At 68.5% G+C, this 18,843-nt stretch carries 13 protein-coding genes; 6 read left to right on the top strand and 7 right to left on the bottom strand.

The genetic code is table 11. The features are described from left to right. The coding region (locus ACILRF_RS07340) for a bifunctional [glutamine synthetase] adenylyltransferase/[glutamine synthetase]-adenylyl-L-tyrosine phosphorylase (RefSeq protein ID WP_395671631.1) at positions 1-2,050 on the top strand (2,050 nt) is incomplete at its 5' end. On the opposite strand, the gene ACILRF_RS07335 is transcribed toward ACILRF_RS07340, so the two are convergent. From ACILRF_RS07335 to ACILRF_RS07310, 6 genes are all read right to left on the bottom strand, one after another. Beyond that, positions 2,026-3,870 carry an ATP-binding protein gene (locus tag ACILRF_RS07335; protein ID WP_395671630.1) on the bottom strand — a complete coding sequence of 615 codons (1,845 nt, stop codon included), beginning with the start codon at positions 3,868-3,870 and terminating at the stop codon, positions 2,026-2,028. The genes ACILRF_RS07340 and ACILRF_RS07335 overlap by 25 nt on opposite strands. A 96-nt stretch (positions 3,871-3,966) precedes the next feature. After that, positions 3,967-6,582 (bottom strand): aminopeptidase N, encoded by a 2,616-nt coding sequence (gene pepN / locus ACILRF_RS07330; RefSeq protein ID WP_395671629.1) that lies wholly within the window; start codon positions 6,580-6,582, stop codon positions 3,967-3,969. 43 nt (positions 6,583-6,625) lie between these two features. Then, complete coding sequence (locus tag ACILRF_RS07325; RefSeq protein WP_395671628.1) at positions 6,626-7,837, bottom strand: glycosyltransferase; 1,212 nt, start codon at positions 7,835-7,837, stop codon at positions 6,626-6,628. A 94-nt stretch (positions 7,838-7,931) separates the two neighbouring features. After that, positions 7,932-8,354 carry a CBS domain-containing protein gene (locus tag ACILRF_RS07320; RefSeq protein ID WP_395671627.1) on the bottom strand — a complete coding sequence of 141 codons (423 nt, stop codon included), beginning with the start codon at positions 8,352-8,354 and terminating at the stop codon, positions 7,932-7,934. A gap of 79 nt (positions 8,355-8,433) precedes the next feature. Further along, on the bottom strand, positions 8,434-9,870 hold the full coding sequence (locus ACILRF_RS07315; RefSeq protein ID WP_395671626.1) for a murein L,D-transpeptidase: 1,437 nt from the start codon (positions 9,868-9,870) through the stop codon (positions 8,434-8,436). A gap of 97 nt (positions 9,871-9,967) precedes the next feature. Next, positions 9,968-10,150: a CsbD family protein gene (locus tag ACILRF_RS07310; RefSeq protein ID WP_395671625.1), complete on the bottom strand. Its 183-nt coding sequence runs from the start codon at positions 10,148-10,150 to the stop codon at positions 9,968-9,970. A 148-nt stretch (positions 10,151-10,298) separates the two neighbouring features. On the opposite strand from ACILRF_RS07310, the gene ettA reads away from it, so the two are divergent. After that, positions 10,299-11,966, top strand: a complete 1,668-nt coding sequence (ettA, locus tag ACILRF_RS07305) for an energy-dependent translational throttle protein EttA (RefSeq protein ID WP_395671624.1) — start codon at positions 10,299-10,301, stop codon at positions 11,964-11,966. A 35-nt stretch (positions 11,967-12,001) separates the two neighbouring features. Here the strand turns inward: ettA and ACILRF_RS07300 are convergent, their stop codons facing one another. Further along, a complete protein-coding gene (locus ACILRF_RS07300) occupies positions 12,002-13,906 on the bottom strand; it encodes an ATP-binding protein (protein WP_395671623.1) in 1,905 nt (634 codons plus the stop codon). Between the two features lie 370 nt (positions 13,907-14,276). On the opposite strand from ACILRF_RS07300, the gene ACILRF_RS07295 reads away from it, so the two are divergent. From ACILRF_RS07295 to ACILRF_RS07280, 4 genes are all read left to right on the top strand, one after another. After that, positions 14,277-15,248, top strand: coding sequence for an ArsR/SmtB family transcription factor (locus ACILRF_RS07295; protein WP_395671622.1), 972 nt, complete (start codon positions 14,277-14,279; stop codon positions 15,246-15,248). After that, on the top strand, positions 15,245-16,189 hold the full coding sequence (gene metF / locus ACILRF_RS07290; protein WP_395671621.1) for a methylenetetrahydrofolate reductase [NAD(P)H]: 945 nt from the start codon (positions 15,245-15,247) through the stop codon (positions 16,187-16,189). Before ACILRF_RS07295 ends, metF begins: the two co-directional genes overlap by 4 nt. Beyond that, complete coding sequence (locus tag ACILRF_RS07285) at positions 16,186-17,247, top strand: homocysteine S-methyltransferase family protein (protein ID WP_395671620.1); 1,062 nt, start codon at positions 16,186-16,188, stop codon at positions 17,245-17,247. Before metF ends, ACILRF_RS07285 begins: the two co-directional genes overlap by 4 nt. Beyond that, a partial coding sequence (locus ACILRF_RS07280; RefSeq protein ID WP_395671619.1) for a dihydropteroate synthase occupies positions 17,247-18,843 on the top strand: 1,597 nt, incomplete at its 3' end. The genes ACILRF_RS07285 and ACILRF_RS07280, both read left to right, overlap by 1 nt.

Raw genomic sequence — 18,843 nt, 5'->3', positions numbered from 1 at the left:
CCGCGCCTTCCTGGCCGAGCTCCAGCCCTTCGTCTGGCGCCGCAACCTCGACTTCGCGGCCATCGCCGACATCCACTCCATCAAGCGCCAGATCCACGCCTACAAGGTCGACGAGCGAATGAGCGCCAAGGGGGTCGACCTCAAGCTCGGCCGCGGCGGCATCCGCGAGATCGAGTTCTACGTCCAGACCCAGCAACTTATCCTTGGGGGGCGCAACCCTGAGTTGCGAAGCCAGCGCACGCTCGACGCCCTTTCCGCGCTGACCGCCGCCGGCCACGTCACCCCCGACGCCTGCACGGAGCTCACCGAGGCCTACCGGGTCCTGCGCGCGGCCGAGCACCGCATCCAGATGCTGGCCGACGAACAGACCCACCGCCTGCCGGAATCGGACGCCGAGCGCCGCCGGGTCGCCGCCCTCTCGGGCTTCACCCGCCTGCCGAGCTTCGACGCCGCCCTCACCCGCACGCTGAAGACCGTCAACCGCCGCTACGCCGAGCTCTTCCCTGAGGAAGAGCAGCTTTCCTCGCGGTTCGGCAGTCTCGTCTTCACCGGCGTCGACGACGACCCGGAGACCCTCACCACCCTGACCCGGATGGGCTTCACCAACCCGGCCCGGGTCTCCCAGACCATCCGCAGCTGGCACCACGGCCGCATCCCGGCCACCCGCACCGAGCGCGGCCGAGAGCTCTTCACCCGCCTCGCCCCCCGCATGCTCGACGCCTTCCAGGCCTCCGGGGCTCCCGACGCGGCCTTCAACCGCTTCTCCGATTTCTTCGCCCGCCTCTCCTCCGGCGTGCAGCTCCAGTCCCTGTTCCTCGCCCAGCCGAAGCTCTTCGAGCTGGTGGTTCAGGTGATGGCCTTCGCCCCGCGCCTCGCCTCGACCCTGTCCCGCCGCCCCGCGGCCATCGACGCCATGCTCGACGCCGAGTTTTTCCAGGCCATCGACATCGCCGAAGACCGCGCCGCCATGGACCTCGTCCTCGCCCGCGCCGATGGCTTCGAGGCCACCATGGACGCCGTCCGCCGCGTGCATCGCGAACAGGCTTTCCGCGTCGGAGTCCAGGTGATGAGCGGCTCGGCCAGCGCCGAGGCGGCCGGCAAGGCCTTCGCCGACCTGGCCGACGTCTGCATCGGCGCCCTGGCCCCCGCCGCCCTGGCCGAAACCGTGCGCCTCGGCGGCGACTTCCCCGGCGAAGTGGCCGTCGTCGCCCTCGGCAAGGGCGGCTCGCGCGAAATGAGCGCCGGCTCTGACCTCGATCTGATGACCCTCTACCGCGCCGCCGATCCGGCCGCGATGTCGGCGACCAAGGGCTGGGACGCGGCGACCTTCTACGGCCGCTTCACCCAGCGACTGATCGCGGCCCTCTCAAGCCAGACGGCGGAAGGCGGCCTCTACGAGGTCGACATGCAGCTGCGGCCGTCCGGCACTTCCGGGCCTGTGGCGGTCAGCGCCGCCGCCTTCGACGTCTACTACAAAGGCGGCGAGGCCGAGACCTGGGAGCTGCTCGCCCTGACCCGGGCCCGTATCGTCTGGGCCAGCACCCCCGCCTTCGCCGCCGACGCCCAGGCAGTGATCGAGGCTGCCCTGCGCCGGCCCCGCAAGCGCAAGCGCACCGCCGCCGATGTGCGCGAGATGCGCGAGCTGCTGGAGCGCGAACGGCCGCCGAAGGGCGACTGGGACCTCAAGCTCAGCCCCGGCGGCCTGGTCGACATCGAATTCGCCGCACAGTTTCTGCAACTGGCCCACGCCGCCGATGGCGGCCCGCTGACGCCCAACACCGCCGAGGCCCTGGCTGCGTTCCGCGAGCGCGGCCTCGCGCCGGCCGCCCCCCTACAGGATCTCGAGAAAGCCTGGCGCCTGCAGCAGGACCTCACCCAGCTTCTCAAGGTCGCCCTCGAAGATGGCGTCGACCCTTCGGACGAGCCGAAGGCGTTCCGCGCCCTTCTCGCCCGGGCCGGCGGCGCTCGCGACCTAAAGGGCCTGATGACGCGCCTTGCGACCGCCCAGGCCGCGGCCCGCAAGGCCTACGAGAAGATCGTCGCCGGCTGAGCGTCGCGCGGCAGGTCGACGGCCGTCTGCCGCACCGGCAGCAGGAAGCTGGCCTCGGTGCCCTGGCCCGGCGCGCTCTTCAGCGACAAGAGCCCGCCGTGCATTTCCAGCAGCGCCTTGCTCAGCGCCAAGCCGAGGCCCGTGCCCTGCTGGGTCTTCGAATGCTGGCTCTCGATCTGCTCGAACGGGCGGGCCAACCGCTCCAGGTCCTCGCGGGCGATGCCGATGCCGGTGTCCTGCACCGCGACCCGGATCCGCGACCCCAGGTGATCGTCCCGGCGCTCCGCTCGGATCGTCACCCGGCCGCCGCGCGGCGTGAACTTGATGGCGTTGGACAGCAGGTTCAGCAGCACCTGCTTGATCGCCCGATAATCGGCCTCGACCTCCGGTAGGTCGGCGAACTCCAGCGCCAACGTCAGCCCGGCTGTCTCGGCGCGGTTGCGGACCAGGCGGGCCGCGTCCTCGGCCAATTCCTCGATCGACACCGGCTCCAGGCGCAAGGTCATCTTGCCGGCCTCGATCTTCGACATGTCGAGGATGTCGTTGATCAGCGCCAGCAGGTGCTGGCCGGAATGCAAGATGTCACGGGCGTAGTCGCGATAGCGCCGGTCGCCGAGCGGTCCGTACATCTCGCCGAGCATGATCTCGGAGAAGCCGTTGATCGCGTTCAGCGGGGTGCGCAACTCGTGGCTCATGTTGGCCAGGAACTCGCTCTTGGCTTTGTTGGCGCTCTCGGCGCGGACCTTCTCGGCCTCGTACTTGCGGGCGAGGTCAGAGAGCTCGCCCTGGCTGGCCTCCAGGTTCACCACCGCCTTGCGCAGCGCCTCCTCGTTGCGCCGACGGGCCTCTTCCTGAGCCTTCAGCGCCGTGACGTCGGCAGCGGTGACGACCAGACCGCCCTCGGCGGTGCCCCGCTCAGAGATCTGCACCCAGCGCCCGTCGACCAGCTCGGCTTCGCGCACGCCCTTGGCGGCGCCGGCCGCGGCGTACTCCTGGCGGATGGCCAGCTGGGCGACCTTGTCGACGTGCTCGCGCTGCACCCCCGGCGTCAGCAGCTGCGGGTCCAGCCGGAACAGGGTGCGGTAGGTCTTGTTGCACATCAGCAGCCGACCGTGCCGGTCCCACAGCACGAAACCTTCCGAAACGCTCTCGATCGCGTCGCGAAGCCGGGTCTCGGCGGTCTGGGCTCGGGCCTGGGCCAGACGCTCCTCGGTGACGTCCAGCGCGACGCCGATGATCCGCGCAAAGCCGCCCTCGGGCGCGGCCCCGAAGCCTTCGCCCCGGGCGTCGATCCACACCGGCCGTCCGCCGATCGGCGAGGGCACCTGGAAGCAAACGTCAAACCCGCCATAGATCGCCGCGTTGGCCAGGGCGTCGCGCAAACCGTCGCGGTGGCCCGGGGCGACGCGGTCGAGCACCTGCTGGCCGTCAACCGTGCCGCCGCGCCAGCCGAAAAGGGCGGCGGTGACGTCGGACATGAAGATCTTGTCGGTGGTCAGGTCCCATTCCCAGATGCCGCAGCGCGCCGCCTCGACGGCCAGGCGGAACCGGTGCTCGCTATCGGAATAGCCGGCGTGAGCCCGCTCCACCCGCCGCCATTCGACCAGCAGGATGACGCCCAGCACCAGGGCCGCGGCCAGCGGCGCCGCGAGGGCGATCAGGTCGGCGGGTCGCTCGGCCCCCGGTCCGGCGGTGGCGACGGCGGTGTAGATCGCCAGCAGCAGCAGGGTCGCCAGGATGGCGATGCGGGCGAAGCGATAGCTCGGCGGCTGCGCGCCGCGCGCCGCCTCCGTCTCGCGCTCGCCCCCGCGCCTGGCCACGCCGTGCCGCCCCCTCTTGCGTCGATGATCACCCGCAAATCAGGAGTCTAGGGTGCGTCGGCGAATCCGTCACCGTGGCGCTTGGGGCCTGCGGCGTCAGGACTCGTCGGAAAGGGCCCGCGAGGCCAGCTCGAAGACATTCTTCGACAGCCGCTCGGTGCCGGCGATCCGCTTCAGTTGCTCGCGCATCAGGGCGCTGAGCTCGGGGCGATATCGCCGCCAGCCGCCAAGGGGATCGACCAGCCGGGCGGCGATCATCGGGTTGAAGCCGTCGACGGCCAGGATCTGGTCGGCCAGGAACCGGTAGCCGGCCCCGCTCGGGTCGTGGAACCGCACGGGGTTGAAGTTGGCGAAACTGGAGACCAAGGCCCGCAGCCGGTTCGGATTGCGAGCGTCGAAAGCCGGATGGGCGGTCAGGCCGATGACGCGGCCGAGCACTGTCTCGGCCGGATCGCGGGCCTGCAAGGCGAACCACTTGTCGATGACCAGCGGCTCGTCTTTCCAGCGCTGGAAGAAGTCCGCGAGGGCTTCGTCGTAGGCCGTCCCGCCGATCAGCATCAGGGCGGTAAGGCCGCCCATGGTGTCGGTCATGTTCACTGCCGCGCGGTAATGACCGGCGGCGATGTCGGCGACGTCGCTGCGCGGGTTGGCGGCCATCAGCTCAAGGGCGGCATTGCGCAGCGCCCGGCGCCCGGCTCCGGCGGCGTCGGGCGAGAACTCGCCCAGGTCCTGCAGACCGGTGTGCAGCCGTCGCAGTTCCTCTTCCAGATGCAGCGCGAGGCGCAGCCGCAGGGCGTCCCGCGCCGCGTGGAGCGCGGCGGGATCGGCCGGCGTCATCGCCAACGCCAGGTCGCCCTCCGATGGCAAAGTCAGCAACAGGGCCTTGAACCCGTTGTCCGCCGCCTGGTCGGCCAGGGCGCGGCCCACCGCCTCGGCGAACCGTTCCTCGTTGACCTCGTCGGGCTTGCCGACGGCCCGCGACAGGATCAGGCCGCGAGCCAGGTCCTGGCCGGCCTCCCAGCGGTTGAACAGATCCGGATCGGCAGCCAACTGGACGTAGCGGTCCTTGGGCGGCGCGTCGGTCTCCAACACCACCGGCGCCGAGAACCCGCGCAAGGCGGAAATCGCCGGCCGGGCGGCGACGCCGGTGAGGGTGAAGCTGGCGCTGTCCCGATCCAGCACCAGCACAGTCTCGTCCATCGTCTCGCCGTCGCGCTCGAAGGCCTGAGTGCGGCCTTCGGCGTCCAGAAGGCCGACGGCCACCGGGATCGGCAGGGGCCGCTTGTCCGGCTGGCCGGGGGTTGGCGGGGTCGCCTGCGCCAGGTCCAGCCGCAACTCCCGACGGGCCGGATCGTAGCGGCTCGTCAGGGTGACGCGGGGTGTGCCCGCCTGCTCGTACCAGGCGAAGAATTGGGAAAGGTCGCGGCCCGACGCCTCGGCGAAACACTCGACGAACGCCTCGACCGTCGTTGCATGGCCGTCCCAGCGCGCGAAGTAGAGGTCAGAGCCCTTGCGGAACGCCTCGGGGCCGATCAACGCCTTCAGGACGCGGATCACCTCGGCGCCCTTCTCATAGATTGTCGCCGTGTAGAAGTTGTCGATCTTCAGATAACTGGCCGGCCGCACGGGATGCGCCAGCGGGCCCTGGTCCTCGGCGAACTGGCGGGCCCGCAACGCCTTCACGTCCTTGATGCGCTGCACCGCCTCGCCGCGCATGTCGCCCGAGAAGCTTTGATCGCGGAAGACGGTGAAGCCCTCCTTCAGGCAGAGCTGGAACCAGTCGCGGCAGGTGATGCGGTTGCCGGTCCAGTTATGGAAGTACTCGTGCGCCACAACGCTCTCGATGCGCTCGTAGTCGGCGTCGGTCGCAGTGGCCGGATCGGCGAGCAGCAGGGAGCTGTTGAAGATGTTCAGCCCCTTGTTCTCCATTGCCCCGAAGTTGAAGTCGCGAACCGCGACGATCATGAAGAGGTCGAGGTCGTACTCGCGCCCAAACGCCTCCTCGTCCCACTTCATCGATCGCTTCAACGCGTCCATGGCGTAGGTCGCGCGGCTGGCCATGCCGGGGTCGACATAGATCCTGAGGTCGACCGTCCGGCCGCTCATGGTGGTGATCTTGTCGTCCAGGACGTCGAGTTCGCCGGCCACCAGGGCGAACAGGTAGGACGGCTTCGGGAATGGGTCGTTCCAGACGGCGTAATGGCGCCCGCCCGGCAGGCCGCCGGCCTCGATGAGGTTGCCGTTCGACAGCAGATGGCCAAAGCGCTTGTCGGCCTCGATACGGACGGTGAACCGCGCCAGCACGTCCGGGCGGTCGGGCCAGAAGGTGATCTTGCGGAAGCCCTCGGCCTCGCACTGGGTGCAGAACCGACCGCCGGACATGTAGAGACCGTCCAGGGACTTGTTGTTCTCCGGATCGATCTCGACCTCGGTCTCAAGGACGAAGGCCGCCGGCGGCTCTGCGATGGTCAGGATCTCGCCGTCAAAAACGGCGTCGGCGGCGGCGCCGTCGATGGCCACCGAAATCAGCTTCAGGCGCTCGCCGTTGAACAGCAGGGGCTCGGCCGCCTCGCTGCCGCGCCGGATGGTCAGCCGAGCCCTGACCCGCGTGGTGTTGGGCTGGAGGTCGAAGGTCAGGTGCGCCTCGTCCACCAGGTAGGCGGGGGCGCGGTAGTCGGCGAGCCGGATCGGCTGTGGAGTCTCGGTACGCATGGGCTTCCAGTCCGGCCGGAGACGGCGGCGCGAGCCGCCGCCGTCAGGCGCTGAGGGCGAGGGGCGATTGGCGGCCGATCAGCAGCTGGCCGTAAAGACGGGTCAGCGCTTCGAAGGTGGTGTCCCAGCCGTGGCGCGTCTCGGCCCGCCGGCGCGCCGCGACCGACAGTTCGGCCACATCGCGGGCGAACAGCGCCTCGATGGCGGCGGCGAGGCCAGGCCCATCGGCGGTCGCCGCGCGCTGCCCCACCGTCTCGTCGATCAGTTCGGAGACACCGCCGCGGCTCGGGCCGACCACTGGCAGGCCGGCGGCCATGGCCTCGAGCACCACCAGACCGAAGATCTCGTTCTCGTTCGCGTGCAGGCAGGCGTCGCACGACGCGATCATGCCGGCCAGCTTCACCGGATCACGTTCAAAATCGAGGCAGATGACGTTCGGCGAATAGCCGACGTCCTTGCCGGCGCCGATCAGCAACAGCTTGTAGGGCCCGCCGAGAGCCTCCACCGCCGCGACCATGGATTCGATGTTCTTCTCCCGCGCCGGCCGCCCGGCGAAGACCAGCAGCCGGGTGTCGGAGGCGAGCCCGAGCTTCTTCAATAGCTTGTTGCGATCGGCGCGGCTCGGGTGGAAGAGCTCGGTGTCGACCCCGAGTTGCTGAACGGTCAGACGCTCGACGCCCGCCTCGCGCAGCCGGTTGGCCATGTGCTGGCTCGGGGCCACGACGTGGTCGAACCGCTGGTAGGCCTGGGCCCAGAAGTTGAAGGTCGGCGCTTCCGCCCACTCGCCGAAATGCAGCGCCGCCAGGGTCGCGGCGTCGGTGTGGCAGAAGCCGACCACCGGCACGCCGAGCGCCTCGCCGGCCTCAAGGGCGGCATGCCCAGGCACGAACACGTCGCCGGCCTCGATGATGTCGGGCTCCAGCAGCCGCAGCACCGTCTCCCACTTGGTCAGGCTGGCCGGCATCCGGTAGCCGTCGCCGAAGGGCAGGCGGGTCGCGGCCACGCTGACAAGGCCGTCGGCCTCCGCCTCGGTCCGGGCGCCCGGCACCACCAAGGTATGGCGCACGTCCGGCCGCCGGGCGTTCAGCCACGCGCGCTTGGCGAGCAGGTAGCGTTTCACGCCGCCGGACTTCGGGGCGTACATCATCGTCGTGTCGATCAGGTGGAAACCGGCCGCCTCGCCAGGCAGAATCGGCGTCTCGGCTGGGTCCAGACGAATCAGGTTCCCATCCGCGGGCGCGACGACGTCAAACATGCGGCGTGCCTTGTTTCTCTCGGTGATGCTCGTTGAAGCGGCAACGAACAGCGCGGCCGAACGATCCCGGTCGCGCTGTTTGCGTGCCTTGAGCCTAAGCTTGGCGGTTCGGCTCGCTGATCTCTTCCAGAGTTTGGCCAGTGACCTTGTCCTTCGCCTGCCTCGCCACGTCGCCGAGCGCGACGATGCCCACCAAGCGCTGGTCGCGATCGAGGACGGCGAGCCGGCGCACCTGAAGCTCCGCCATCCGGTCGGCAGCTTCACTGATGTCGTCGTCTTCGTAGCAGTACTCGACGCCGGACGTCATCACCTCCGACACCGGCGTCTGGAAGCTGCGCCCTTCGCTCACGGCACGGACGACAATGTCGCGATCTGTGACGACGCCTTCCAGGCGCTCACCATCGCAAACAGGAATGACGCCGGCGTCGATCTGCGCCATCCGCTGGGCTACGGCCTGGATGGTCTCATCGGGACGGACGGTCGCCACGTCGCGGGACATGATCTCGCTGATCTTCATCGGAGGGGCTCCACAGAGGTCATAGGAAGGGACGCGGCAACAACCCTTTTGCGAGTGGTCGGTTGCGACAGCCGGGACATCAGACCTTGCCGAAGTGGCCGTCCATCAGGCGCAACAGTTCGGCGTCCCAGCGGTAGACGTCCGGGCGGAAGGCGATGCGGCCGTTCTCCGGGAAGGCGGTCAGGTACATCAGTCGCACCGGCGTCGGCTTGGTGAGCTTGACTGCGGTGGTTTCGCCGGACGCCAGCACCTCGTCGAACCGGCTGGCCGACCAGCCCGGCTGCTGGGTGACCAGCATCCGTGCGAAGCCGACAGCATGCTCGACCCGGACGCAGCCATGGCTGACCGCGCGGCGCGTCTGGGAGAAGGCGGCCTTCGACGGGGTATCGTGGAGATAGACGGCGTAGGGGTTGTCGAAGTCGAACTTCACCAGGCCCAGCGCGCTCTTCGGCCCGGCCTTCTGCACCAGCCGGCCGTCGATCTCCTCGAAGTCGTTGGCGGCGAAGTAGCCGGGATTGGCGGCTTCCTTCGGATAGAGCTCTTCCTTGGCGATGCCTTCCGGCACGTTCCACGGCGGGTTGATGACGATGGAGTCGATGGTCGAGGCGAGGATCGGCGTTTCATCGCCCGGCTTGCCGGCCGCGGCGCGCAGACGGGTCGAGATCTTGCCGTCGACGACATAGTCGACGAGACCGGCGGCGGAATTGACGTCGATGCGCGTCGCCGGCTCGTCGCGCGGCAGCCAGCGCAGGCGCTCCAGATTGGCGCGGATCTGCGCCGCACGGCCCATCGCCGAGACGTTCATCTCCGTCCGGGTGGCGGCGTCCACCTGACCGGTGGTCGGCAGGCCGTGTGCGGCCTGGAAGCGGCGCACCGCCTCGGCCAGGGCCGGGTCGAAGACGACGCCGGTCGGCGTCTCACCCAGGGCGGCGTCCTCGGCCGCCAGGCGGCGATGCAGCGCGTCGACGGCGGGGCCGGTCGCGCCCGGGGTGAAGGAGCCTTCCGGGACCTCCGGCCAGCCGCCGGCGGCCGCGACCTTCAGATAGCGACCATAGGCCTCCTGCAGCGCCCTGTAGGCGGGCGCAGTCGGCGCGAGGCCATCCAGCCATTCACGGACCTTGCCCGCCTTGATCGCCGCATCGAGCTCGGCCTCGGCGTCATAGGCTTTGGGCCGCATGCCCCAATCCTTGGGCAGGCTGGCCTTCGGCAGTCCAAGTCCGTGCTGGGCCTCGGCATAGGAGATCAGCGCGGCGCGCAGGAGCCGATCTCGCTCCGCCACCGCCTTGCCGTCCTCCGACTGGCTGAGCTCGGCGATGCGTTTGGTATTGAAGGCGCCCTGCGGGAAGCCGTGGGTCGGGGCGGCGTCCAGCACCTCGATGGCGTGCTCGACGTCGGCGCCTTTCATCACGCCGTCGGCGGGTCGTCCGCAGGCGGCCAGGATCAACGCCAGGGCGGCAAGGATCAGGAGAAGGGGGAGGGTGTTGAGGCGGCCCAGGCCGCGGAACGCGATGCTCATGGGCGACACAACGCAGCTTGGCCGTTTTGGTGGCGTCGAAGATGCAAGAAGGGCCGCGCCTTTCGACGCGGCCCCGATTGTCCGAGGGTGCAGCGCCTCAGTGCTTGAGGATGTCCCGCGCGGCTTCCTTGATATTGCCGACGGCCTTCTGGCCCTTGCCGGCCACCTTGTCGGCCGTACCTTCGGCTTCCAGCCGTTCGTCGCCCGTGGCGCGGCCGGCGGCCTCCTTGAGCGAGCCCTTGGCGTCCTTGGCGGCGCCCTTCATTTCATCACGGTGCATGATCGGTCCTCCGGAATTGGCGCAGCGATAACCGGGGGCCCGCCGGCCGGGTTCCCCTGTTGTTTCGGGGCACGCATTGCGCGCGCCGCCCCCGCCCGCTATCTGCTCGCCTTCCCCCCACCCTCGACCAGACGAGCGCGAACGCCCCATGGCGCAGCAGTACATCTTCCAGATGCAAGGCCTGACCAAGGCCTATCCCGGCGGCAAAAAGGTCTTCGAGAACATCTGGCTGTCGTTTTACTCCGACGCCAAGATCGGCGTGGTCGGCGTCAACGGCTCGGGTAAGTCGACCCTGCTGAAGATCATGGCCGGGATCGACAAGGAGTTTTCCGGGGAGGCCAAAGCCGCCGACGGCGTGAAGATGGGCTACCTGGAGCAGGAGCCGCAGCTCGACGAGCAGCTCAACGTCTGGGGCAACGTCATCTCCTGGTGCGAAGAGAAGAAGATCTTCGACCGCTACAACGAAGTCGCCACCCTGATGGGTGAGGATTACACGGATGAGCTTATGGAGGAGATGACCGCCCTTCAGGAGAAGCTCGACGCCGGCGACCTCTGGGACATCGACAGCCGCATCGAGATGGCGATGGACGCGCTGCGCTGCCCGCCGAACGACTGGCCGGTCGACAAGCTCTCGGGGGGTGAGAAGCGCCGCATCGCGCTGGCCCGGCTGCTGCTCTCCAAGCCCGACATGCTGCTGCTCGACGAGCCGACCAACCACCTGGACGCCGAAAGCGTCGCCTGGCTGCAGCATCACCTGGAAGCCTTCCCAGGCTGCGTCATCCTCGTCACCCACGACCGCTACTTCCTGGACCAGGTCACGAAGTGGACCCTGGAACTCGATCGCGGCAAGGGCATCCCCTACGAGGGCAACTACTCGGGCTGGCTCGAGCAGAAGACCAAGCGCATCGTCCAGGAGCAGTCGGAGAGCGAGGCCCGCCAGCGCGCGATGACCCGCGAACTGGAATGGGTGCGCTCGGGCGCCAAGGCCCGTCAGGCCAAGTCCAAGGCGCGCCTGGCGCGCTACGAGGAGATGGTGCTGGAGCAGGAGAACGCGCGTCAGGCGCAGTCCTTCGCGGCCATCCAGATTCCGCCCGGCCCGCGGCTCGGCAACGTGGTCCTGGAGGCCGACGGCCTGTCCAAGGCCTACGGCGACAAGGTGTTGTTCGAGAACCTCTCGTTCAAGCTGCCGCCGAACGGCATCGTCGGCGTCATCGGCCCCAACGGCGCCGGCAAGTCGACCCTGTTCAAGATCATCACCGGCCAGGAACAGCCCGATGGCGGCACCTTCCGCGTCGGCGAAACCGTGAAGCTGTCGTACGTCGACCAAAGCCGCGATGCGCTCGATCCGAGCAAGACGGTCTGGCAGGAGATCTCCAGCGGCCTCGACATTCTCTCGGTCGGCAAGCGCGAGATCAACACTCGCTCCTACGTGGGCTCGTTCAACTTCCGGGGGGGCGACCAGCAGAAGAAGGTCGGCCAGCTGTCTGGCGGTGAGCGCAACCGCGTCCACCTCGCCAAGACCCTGACCGAGGGCGGCAACGTCATCCTGCTCGACGAACCGACCAACGACCTCGACATTGAGACCTTGCAGAATCTGGAAGAGGCGCTCGAAGAGTTCGCGGGTTGCGCCGTGGTCATCAGCCACGACCGCTGGTTCCTCGACCGCCTGGCCACCCACATCCTGGCGTTCGAGGGCGACAGCCACGTCGAGTGGTTCGAAGGCAACTTCGAAGCCTATGAAGAGGACAAGAAGCGTCGTCTGGGCGCCGACAGCCTGATCCCGCACCGGATCAAGTTCCAGAAGTTCGCCCGATAGTCGAACGCCGCTGCAGCTGAGCTGCGCTTCGAGCCCTAGGCCGCGGCGGTCGTCCGGTCCGAGGCCGGCGGCGCAGCGCTCAGCGCCGTGTCGATGGCGGCGATCAGCTCTTCCCAGTGGATGGGCTTGCCGACGTGGCCGTCCATGCCGGCGGCCAGGCAGGCCTCGACCTGATGCGACATGGCGTCGGCCGACAGCGCGACCATCGGCGTGCGCGCGCGACCGGTCCGGGCCTCGGCGGCGCGGATCTCGCGGGCCGCCCACAGGCCGTCGCGGCCGGGCATGTGCAGGTCCATCAGGATCAGGTCGAACCCGTGGGTCATGGCCGCCTCGAGCGCCGCCTCTCCGTCGCCGACGAAGTGAAGATCGACGCCGATCGGCTCCAGCATCGCCGCCAGCACGCGCTGGTTCACCGGGTTGTCCTCGGCCGCCAGGATGCGGATCTTCGCCGCGAGAGCCGGCGGCGGCTCGACCGCATCGTCCGTTGCGGCCGCCGCGCCGAGGCGCACGAAGGGCAGGGCGATACGGAAGGTCGAACCGCGGCCGGGCTCGCTGGTCGCCGTCAGGGTCCCGCCCATCAGCTTGGCGAGCTGGGCGCTGATCGCCAGACCCAGGCCGGTGCCGCCGAACCGGCGCGAGGTGGAGCTCTCCAGCTGGGTGAACGGCTTGAAGAGGTCTGACAGACGGTCGGCCGGCATGCCGATGCCGCTGTCGGTGACGTCGATCACCAAGCCCTGTGGATCGGCGCCGACGCGGACCGAGACCATGCCCTCGCTGGTGAACTTCACCGCGTTGGAGGTGAGATTGGCGAGGATCTGGCGCAGTCGCAGGCCGTCGCCGCGCCAGACTCCACAGGCTTCCTCGGCGACCACAACGCAGAAGGAGACGCCCTTCTCGTCCGCAATCGGGTGGTAGGGCAGGCAGGCCCCTTCAACAGCCTCGCGCAGGTCGAACTCGACATTCTCGATGGTCAGCTGGCGGGCTTCGATCTTGGAGAAGTCGAGGACGTCGTTCAGCACCATCAGCAGGCTGCGGCCGGACTGAACGATGATGTTGACCGACTCCCGCTGGTCGGCGGGCATCTGGCTGCGCTGCAGGACCTGAGCCATGCCAAGGATGCCGTTCAGCGGCGTGCGGATCTCGTGGCTCATGTTGGCCAAAAATTCGCTCTTCGCCGAAGAGGCCGCTTCGGCCGCCACCTTGGCGGCGCGCAGGTGCGCGCTAACTCCGCGCTCACGCCAGATCACCGCCGCGGGCGCCCCGAGAATGAGCATCAGAAGAATCAAGAGGGGCGGCCATACGGCCCCTGCGAACGTCTGGGTGGGGTTCGGCGCGCGCCAGCTCAGCTGGGCGACCGGATTGCCTCGGATGTCGTAGATCGGCGCAACGGCTTCCCCGTCCGTGCGCGTCGGCCCGAGGGTCAAGCGGGGCTTCTGCAGCATGTAGGTGCTGCCGAGGGTGGAGATGAATGCCCGGTCCACCGGCTTCATCGTGATCACGATCGGAGCCCGCTTGCGCGGCAGATAGACGGCGCGATCCGGCTGGATAAGCGCTGCGGCAAGTAGATACACTTGGCCATCGACCACGGCGGCCGTGTGCGCCGTGACCATCTTCAGGATCGGCGTCCCGCGTTGAAGGCGCGCGCGCGCGCGCTCTGCCGCTCGGATCGCGGAGACGAGATCGTTGAACGCCGGCTGCGCGCGCTCGCGCAACCGCACATGATCGGCATGGTCCGCCTTCTCGACCAGGATATCGCCCGCGCCATCCAGCACGTAGACGAGCTCGCTCTCGAAGCTGACCAGGAAATACTCTGCCCACGCGCGGTTGAATGTCAGGTCCAGGTTGAGGACCGCGTCGTCCCAATGGGCGTTGCCCATATCCTTGCGCATGTCGGCTTGGCGAAGCTGTATGGCGTGGGCGACCATCTGCTCCTGTTGCAAGCGCGCCGTGCGGTCGACCTCCGCGGCTGCCAGCCATACCGACCAGAGCAGGGCCGCGGCCCCTAAGATTGCCGGGACGAACAAGATCGCCAGCAGGCGTGACGCCGACTGCGCCCTAGGGCTCGCGAATTGTCCCAGAGAGGAACGCATTACCGCACCGTAGGTCGATAATCCTGCTGAGGACTTAATGGCGTAATCGTTCTGTCATCGTCTTTTCTGTTGGGGTTCAATGCATTGGGTTGTGGCGCCCGTCCGCGCCGGCGTTCAGAGGCTCGAGCCTAGAGCCGCCGGGCTGATAGAAGGCGTGCAAGGGGTACTAATCGCTGCGGAAGCGTTGACATAAACACATAAAGATATCTTTATGTGACCTATGAGGCTTTCGGCGGCTGAAGCGGTGGAGGTGTTGCGCGCAGCGGGCGAGCCGACCCGGCTGCGCATCCTGGCGCTGCTGGCGCGCGACGAGCTCGCGGTGCTGGAGCTCTGCCGCGTCCTGGACCAGAGCCAGCCGCGGGTTTCGCGGCACCTCAAGCTGCTGGCCGAGGCCGGGCTGGTGGAACGCTTCCCGGACGGCGCGTGGGTCTTCTACCGGCTTACCAACGGCGGGCAAGAGGCCGAGCTAGTCAGCGAGACGTTGGCGCGGCTGGATCCGGCCGATCCCGTCCTGGCCCGCGACGCCGAGCGCCTGACCGCGGTGCGGGCCGAGCGCGCCGACGCGGCGGCGGAATATTTCGCGCGCAACGCCGCCCGCTGGGACGAGATCCGCTCGCTCTATGTGTCGGACGCGGCGGTCGAGGCGGCGATCCTCGAGGCCGCCGGGCCGGGCCCCTACCGGCGGCTGGTGGACCTGGGGAGCGGCACCGGGCGGATGCTGACCCTGCTCGGCCCACAGGCCGACCATGCGCTCGGCCTCGACCTGTCGCAGCAGATGCTCAACATCGCCCGCAACCACGTCGCCGAGGCGGGCCTGGACCGCTGCGAGCTCAGGCACGGAGACATCTTCGGCACGCGCCTGCCGGCCGAAGCCGCCGACCTGGTCGTCGTCCACCAGGTGCTGCACTACCTGGCCGACCCGGCGGCGGCGGTGAAGGAGGCGGCGCGCATCGTCGAGGCCGGCGGCCGGCTGATCATCGTCGATTTCGCGCCGCACAGCCTGGAGTTCCTGCGCGAACAGCATCAACACCGCCGGCTCGGGTTCGCTGACGCGGAGATCGGCCGCTGGCTGACCGCCGCGGGCCTCAAGGTCTGCGCGAGCGCCGCTCTGCCGCCGGCTCAGGCCGGGGGCCTCACCGTCAAGATCTGGACCGCCGAACGCGCCGGCCAGCCGCAAAGGACCGCCGCATGACCGCCCCCGAGACCGTTCCGGCAAGCGCCTTGGGCCCGATCGCCCGCGCCGGCGTCGGGGGGCGGCCCAAGCCGCAGGTGTCTTTCGAGTTCTCGCCGCCGAAGACGCCCGAGGCCGAAGAGAGCCTGTGGGAGGCGATCCGGCGGCTGGAGCCGCTGGACCCGACGTTCGTCTCTGTAACCTACGGGGCCGGCGGCTCGACCCGCGACCGGACGCATCGCACCGTGCTGCGGATGCTGAAGGAGACGACCTTGAAGCCGGCCGCGCACCTGACCTGTGTCGAGGCCAGCCGTGCGCAGGTCGACGAGGTGATCCAGGACTACTGGGACGCCGGCATCCGCCACATCGTCGCCCTGCGCGGCGACCCGCCGGGACAGATCGGCGGCGCCTACACGCCGCGCGCCGACGGTTACGCCAACGCCACCGAACTGACCGCTGGCATCCGCGCCATCGCGCCTTTCGAGGTCAGCGTCGGGCTCTATCCGCAGGTGCATCCGGAAAGCAGCGGCATCGACCACGACATCGACGTGCTGAAGGCCAAGGTCGACGCCGGCGCAACGCGGGCGATCACTCAGTTCTTCTTCGATATCGACGGCTTCCTGCGGTTCATGGACCGGGTCCGCAAGGCCGGGGTGACCATCCCGATTTCGCCGGGGATCATGCCGGTGACCAACTTCAAGGGCCTGAAGAAGATGGCCGGGCCGATCGGAATCGCCGTGCCGCCGTGGCTGGCCAACCTGTTCGAGGGGCTGGACAAGGACCCGGAGACCCGCCGTCTGATCGCCGCCTCGATCGCCACCGAGATGTGCGCCCGGCTGGCTGAGGAGGGGTTCTCGGACTTCCACTTCTACACGCTGAACCGCGCCGACCTGACCTATGCGATCTGCCGGGTGCTCGGCGTGCGCGAGGCGGAACCCGCAACCAACGAGGCCGCGGCATGACCCGCCAGGACCGTATCGCCGCCCTGAAGGCCGCCTCTCGCGAGCGCGTGCTGATCCTGGACGGCTCCTGGGGCGTGATGATCCAGAAGCGCGGCCTGGACGAGGCCGACTATCGGGGCGAGCGCTTCGCCGACGCGCCGGGCCAGCTGAAGGGCAACAACGACGCCCTTTGCATCACGCGGCCGGACATCATCGCCGACCTGCACGACCAGTATTTCGCCGCCGGCGCCGACATCTCCGAGACCAACACCTTCTCGGCGACCTCGATCGGCCAGGCCGAGTATGGGCTGGAGGCGGCGGTGCGCGACATCAACTTCGAGGGCGCCCGGATCGCCCGCGAGGTCGCCGACCGCTGGACGGCCAAGGAGCCGGACAAGCCGCGGTTCGTCGCCGGCTCGATCGGGCCGCTGCCGGTGATGCTGTCGATGTCGTCGGACGTGAACGATCCCGGCGCGCGCAAGGTGACCTTCGAGCAGGTCTATGCCGCCTATGTCGAACAGGTGCGAGCGCTGCACGATGGCGGCGTCGACCTGTTCCTGATCGAGACGATCACCGACACCCTGAACTGCAAGGCGGCGATCAAGGCGATCCTCGACCTTCAGGACGAGGGCTACGAAGAGCTGCCGATCTGGATCTCCGGCACGATCACGGACCGCTCGGGCCGCACCCTGTCCGGCCAGACGGTGGAGGCGTTCTGGAATTCGGTCCGTCACGCCAAGCCGTTCGCCATCGGCCTGAACTGCGCGCTCGGCGCCGACCTGATGCGGCCGCACATCGCCGAGCTGGCGCGGATCGCCGACACCCTGGTCAGCGCCTATCCGAACGCCGGCCTGCCCAATGCCATGGGCGAATACGACGAGACCCCAGACGAGACCGGCCACATGCTGCACGAGTGGGCCGAGCACGGCCTCGTCAACATCCTCGGCGGCTGCTGCGGCACGACGCCGGACCACATCCGCCATGTCGCCGACGAAGTGCGTGGCCTGAAGCCCCGCGCCATCCCCGAACGGCCGACGGCCATGCGGCTGGCCGGCCTGGAGCCGTTCGAGCTGATCTGATGCGCCCCACTTTCGTAAACGTCGGCGAGCGGACGAATGTCACCGGCTCGGCCAAATTCCGTAAGCTTGTCGCCGAGGGGAACTACCCCGAGGCCCTGAGCGTGGCGCGCCAGCAGGTCGAGGCCGGCGCCCAGGTCATCGACGTCAACATGGACGAGGGCCTGCTCGACTCCGTCGCGGCCATGCGGACGTTCCTGAACCTGATCGCCGCCGAGCCGGACATCGCCCGCGTGCCGGTGATGATCGACAGCTCCAAATGGGAGGTGATCGAGGCCGGGCTGCAGTGCGTACAGGGCAAGGCGATCGTCAATTCGATCAGCCTGAAGGAAGGCGAAGAGAAGTTCCTGGAGCAGGCCAGGGCCTGCCTGCGCTACGGCGCCGCCGTGGTGGTCATGGCCTTCGATGAGGTCGGCCAGGCCGACACGGCCGACCGCAAGGTCGAGATCTGCAAGCGCGCCTACGACATCCTGGTGCAGCGGGTCGGCTTCCCCCCTGAGGACATCATCTTCGACCCCAACATCTTCGCCGTGGCGACGGGGATCGAGGAGCACGACAACTACGCGGTCGACTTCATCCAGGCCACGCGGCGGATCAAGGAGGTCTGTCCGCACGCGCGGATCTCAGGCGGCGTCTCGAACGTCAGCTTTTCGTTCCGCGGGAACGAGCCGGTGCGCCGGGCCATCCACTCGGTATTCCTCTACCACGCCATCGCCGCCGGCATGGACATGGGCATCGTCAACGCCGGCGACCTGCCCGTCTACGACGACATCGAGCCGGAACTGAGGGAGCTGGTCGAAGACGTCATCCTCAACCGGCCTTCGAAAACGGAGGTCTCCAACACCGAACGGCTCGTCGACCTCGCTCCCAAGTACAAGGGCCAGAAGGGCGAGGCCAAGGTCGTCAACCTGGCCTGGCGCGAGCAGCCGGTGGCGGCGCGGCTGAGCCACGCCCTGGTCCACGGCATCACCGAGTTCATCGAGGCCGACACCGAAGAGGCGCGGGCGCAGGCCGAGCGGCCGCTGCACGTCATCGAAGGTCCGCTGATGGATGGCATGAACGTCGTCGGCGACCTGTTCGGCGCGGGCAAGATGTTCCTGCCGCAGGTGGTGAAATCGGCGCGGGTGATGAAACAGGCGGTCGCCTATCTGATGCCGTTCATGGAGGCGGAGAAGGACGGCGGCGGCCAGAAGAGCGCTGGTCGCATCCTGATGGCGACCGTCAAGGGCGACGTACACGACATCGGCAAGAACATCGTCGGCGTGGTTTTGCAGTGCAATAACTACGAGGTCATCGACCTGGGCGTGATGGTCCCGGCCGACCGCATCCTGGACGAGGCGGAAAAGCACAAGGTCGACATGGTCGGCTTGTCCGGCCTCATCACGCCGAGCCTGGACGAGATGGCCTTCGTCGCTGGCGAGATGGAGCGGCGCGGGTTCAGGATTCCGCTGCTGATCGGAGGCGCGACGACCTCGAAGACCCATACCGCGGTGAAGATCGCTCCGCAGTACAAGTCGGGCTCGACGACCTATGTGCTCGACGCCAGCCGGGCGGTGGGCGTGGTCTCGAACCTGTTGTCGCCGACCGAGCGCGAGCGGT

It is taken from the genome of Phenylobacterium sp. (assembly GCF_044236515.1).
GTDB lineage: Bacteria > Pseudomonadota > Alphaproteobacteria > Caulobacterales > Caulobacteraceae > Phenylobacterium.
The sequence above is the reverse complement of the archived record's forward strand: the minus strand, read 5'-3'. Positions and strand labels throughout refer to the sequence as shown.